4 protein-coding genes and 1 pseudogene are annotated in these 3,521 nt (G+C 67.5%); 1 reads left to right on the top strand and 4 read right to left on the bottom strand.

Translation table 11 applies throughout. The features are described from left to right. Positions 1-10 precede the first annotated feature (10 nt). The 3 genes from exbD to EN745_RS31975 are packed head-to-tail and all read right to left on the bottom strand — an operon-like array spanning position 11 to position 2,298. Positions 11-511: a TonB system transport protein ExbD gene (gene exbD / locus EN745_RS31985; protein ID WP_126057552.1), complete on the bottom strand. Its 501-nt coding sequence runs from the start codon at positions 509-511 to the stop codon at positions 11-13. 6 nt (positions 512-517) lie between these two features. Beyond that, positions 518-1,462, bottom strand: coding sequence for a tonB-system energizer ExbB (gene exbB / locus EN745_RS31980; RefSeq protein ID WP_126057551.1), 945 nt, complete (start codon positions 1,460-1,462; stop codon positions 518-520). 17 nt (positions 1,463-1,479) lie between these two features. Next, positions 1,480-2,298 (bottom strand): ATP-binding cassette domain-containing protein, encoded by an 819-nt coding sequence (locus tag EN745_RS31975; protein WP_126057550.1) that lies wholly within the window; start codon positions 2,296-2,298, stop codon positions 1,480-1,482. Between the two features lie 227 nt (positions 2,299-2,525). On the opposite strand from EN745_RS31975, the gene EN745_RS31970 reads away from it, so the two are divergent. Next, positions 2,526-3,200: an isochorismatase family cysteine hydrolase gene (locus tag EN745_RS31970; protein WP_127423096.1), complete on the top strand. Its 675-nt coding sequence runs from the start codon at positions 2,526-2,528 to the stop codon at positions 3,198-3,200. Between the two features lie 8 nt (positions 3,201-3,208). Here EN745_RS31970 and EN745_RS36415 read toward each other — a convergent pair. Then, a pseudogene (locus EN745_RS36415) lies at positions 3,209-3,521 on the bottom strand (LLM class flavin-dependent oxidoreductase); the annotation flags it as partial.

Raw genomic sequence — 3,521 nt, 5'->3', positions numbered from 1 at the left:
GTCGCGCCCGTCATGGTGCCGTGCCGCCGCTCGGGGCTGTCGGCTGGCCTCCAGATGGCTGGCTTCCGCCTGGCTCTGGCGCATCGGCCGAAGGCAGCGTCTCCAGGCCGACCAGCGCGATCTTGAGATAGCCGGCGGCACGCAGCAGGTTCATCACCTCCATCAGTTCGCCATAGCCAACCGACTTGTCGGCGCGCAGGAAGATGCGCGTCTGCTTGTCGCCCTTGGTGCGACCGTCGAGCATGGCGGCGAACATGGCGCGCGGCACGCTGTCATTGCCGACGGCGAGCGTAAGATCGCCTTTCAGCGTCAGGAACAGCGGCGTCTCGGGGCGCGGCGCCGGCGTCGCCGTCGAGCCCGGCAGGTCGACATTGACATCGACGGTGGCGAGCGGTGCCGCGACCATGAAGATGATCAAAAGCACCAGGATGACGTCGATGAACGGGGTGACGTTGATCTCGTGGCTTTCCTCGAGATCGTCGCCGGCCGTTTCGCGAATCCGCGCCGCCATGACCGCTCACTCCGCCGCGATGGCGCCTGCCGGCGGCACGGTGCGGAAATCGAGGTCGCGGCTGACCAGCCGTTCGACGCCAGCGGCGGCATCGGCGAGGATCTGCCTGTAGCCGGCTATGGAGCGGGCAAAGCCGTTGTAGATGACCACCGCCGGGATCGCCGCCACCAGGCCCATGGCGGTGGCGAGCAGCGCTTCGGCGATGCCGGGCGCCACGACCGCCAGATTGGTGGTCTGCGCCTGCGAGATGCCGATGAAGGCGTTCATGATGCCCCACACCGTGCCGAACAGGCCGACGAAAGGCGCGGTCGAGCCGATGGTCGCGAGCAGGCCGGTGCCGCGCGACATGCGCCGCGCCGCAGCTGCCTCGATGCGCGACAGCCGCGAGGTAACGCGCTCCTTCAGGCCATCGCCGGTGACGTGGTCGAGCGCGCCGGCAGAAAGCGCGGCCTCTTCCTCTGCGGCGCGCACCAGAAGCGCGCCGGGGCCATTGTTGTGGCCGAGCGCGCGCCCGGCCTGCATCAGCGTCGCGGCATTGCCGATCGCCTGCGCGGCGCGGCGCGCCCTGAGCTTGCCGGCGAGGATCTCCAGCGACTTGGCCAGCCAGATCGTCCAGGTGACCAGCGAGGCGAAGGCGAGGCCGATCATCACCGCCTTGACGATGATGTCGGCGGCTATGAACATGCCCCAGGGCGACAAATCGTGCGGCAGCGTCAGCGCAATCGCCGTCGACGGTGCCGGAGCCGGCCGAACGCCCGGTTGCGGTGCAGCGGGAGCAGCAATGGCCGGAGCGGTTGTGGCGGGTGCGGCCGGCACTTGGGTGGCAGGAGCTTGCGCCACCGGCGCTTGTGCGGCCGGAGCTGGCGTCGCCGGTTGCTCCTGTGCGGCGACAGCGCCGGCCGCCAGGATCAACGATGCGGCCAGCGCCGCGAAAAGGCCATGTCTGGACACGCTTCGTCCTCGCTTCATCATTGCACGTAACCGATGGGCTGGCCGGTGACGGGGTGCGAAAACACCCCCATCTCGACGCCAAAAATGCCCTTGAGCATGTCGCCCCGCATGATCTCGGCGGGCGTGCCGCGCGTCAGCAGCCTGCCTTCCTTCAGCGCGATCAGTTCGTCGCAATAACGCGCTGCCATGTTGGGATCGTGCAGCACGACGACGACGCAAAGGTCGCGCTTGCGGCTGAGTTCCCTGACCAGGTCGAGCACCTCGACCTGGTGGGCGATGTCGAGCGCCGAGATCGGCTCGTCGAGCAGCATGACGCCGGCATTCTGCGCCACCAGCATGGCAAGCCAGGCCCGCTGCCGCTCGCCGCCGGAAAGCTCGTCGACCAGACGGTCGGCGAAGCCGGCCATGTCGGTCAGCGCCAGCGCCTCCTCGATATGCCGCCTGTCCTCATGGCCGAAACGGCCGAGCGCGCCATGCCAGGGATAGCGCCCGAGCGCCGCCAGTTCCCGCACGGTAAGCCCGGTCGCCGCCGGCGTCGTCTGCGGCAGATAGGCCAATGCCCGCGCCAGCTCGCGCGCGCTCCAGCCGGCCAGCGGCCGCTCGGCGAAGCTGATCGCGCCCTCGCTTGCCGGCTGCTGGCGCGCCAGAAGCTTGATCAGCGTCGACTTGCCGGAGCCGTTGTGGCCGATCAGACCGTAGACGCGCGCGCGTTCGAGCTCGAGCGAGACCGGTCCGAGCAGAGTCCGCTCGCCGACGGCGAAACGCACCGCTTCGACACGGAAGGCAGTCTGAACTCCAGCCACGCTCTGGCCTTTCTGCAACTCGGGCTTGCGCATTCCTCGGCAAGCGGTTTCCAGCTGCCATCGACGGTTGACTAAGAAACATGAGTTTAATAGTCAACTATGAGGTGACTTTTTGAATCAACAAAAATGTCATGAGGCCCCGGCGCACGGTCGAATTGCGCCATTGCTGCCAATGTGGCGCCTCTGCGGGGTCATGACCCTGGCTATGGACTGCGATACCATCTCCGGCCACGATGGCTCCCTGCGTGAGGCAAGCCCCCATGATCAAGGCGATCCCGTTCGATTTTCCCTATGACGGCCGGCTGGTGCCGGAACACACCGCGCTGCTGGTCATCGACCTGCTGGAGGACTTCCTGTCGCCGACCGGCTATTTCGCCAGAAAGGGATACGACCCTTCGCCGCTCAGGGCGATCCTGCCGGCGGTGAACCGGCTGATCGCGGCAGCCCGCGCCGCCGGCCTGACCATCGTGCACACAAGGCAAGGCTACCGCGCCGACATGGCCGACATGACGCCTTACGAGAAATGGCGCCGCCAACGGGCAGGGCTCGACGGCACCGACATCCTGCTGCGCTCCAGCCCGGGGTTCCAGATCGTCGCCGATATCGAGGTGGCGCCGCAGGACATCGTCGTCGACAAGACCTGCAACGGCGCCTTCACCTATACCGACCTGGAGCTGGTCCTGCGCGCACGCGGCATCACGCATCTCCTGTTCACGGGATGCACGACCGACGTCTGCGTCCACACCACGCTGCGTGAGGCCTGCGACCGCAACTTCCAGTGCCTGACGATTGCGGACGCCTGCGCCAGCGGCGGCAGACAGGCGCATGAGGCCGCGCTTCACATGGTGACGGTCGAGGACGGCGTCTTCGGCGCGCTGGCGGATTCGGACGCCGTCATCGAAGCGCTGGCGCGGCTTGCCGGCAGGCCGCGCTGACGACCCGGTCAGGCCCGGGCGCGGGATCCCGATGGCAGGCGCGGCGCCAATGCGCCGGATTGCGTCACGCTGCTCTCGAGACGCGCCAGTGAATTGGCGATAAGCGTGACAGTCTCGCGACCCGCCGTCGCGATCTCGCGCGGACGGTCGATGCCGGCGATCATGAATTCATGGATGCCGAGCCCCGCATAGGGCAACAGCGACAACGCGATCTCGGCCGGCGACCCGGAAACCTCAACCGCCTTGTGATCGGCGACGCCTTCATCTTTTTGCGATCGCATGCGCACGGGCAGCGCGAAGCGCAGTTTGCCGGCCCTTCCA

Origin of the sequence: Mesorhizobium sp. M4A.F.Ca.ET.022.05.2.1, from assembly GCF_003998845.1 — a bacterium.
Taxonomy (GTDB): Bacteria; Pseudomonadota; Alphaproteobacteria; order Rhizobiales; family Rhizobiaceae; genus Mesorhizobium.
Note: the sequence above shows the minus strand (reverse complement) of the source record. Positions and strands in the feature narration are given on the sequence as shown.

Bases quoted from the DNA above. Each gene is read 5' to 3' on its own strand.
- exbD (WP_126057552.1), bottom strand. From the start codon at position 511: ATGGCGGCGCGGATTCGCGAAACGGCCGGCGACGATCTCGAGGAAAGC.
- EN745_RS31975 (WP_126057550.1), bottom strand. From the start codon at position 2,298: ATGCGCAAGCCCGAGTTGCAGAAAGGCCAGAGCGTGGCTGGAGTTCAG.
- EN745_RS31970 (WP_127423096.1), top strand. From the start codon at position 2,526: ATGATCAAGGCGATCCCGTTCGATTTTCCCTATGACGGCCGGCTGGTG.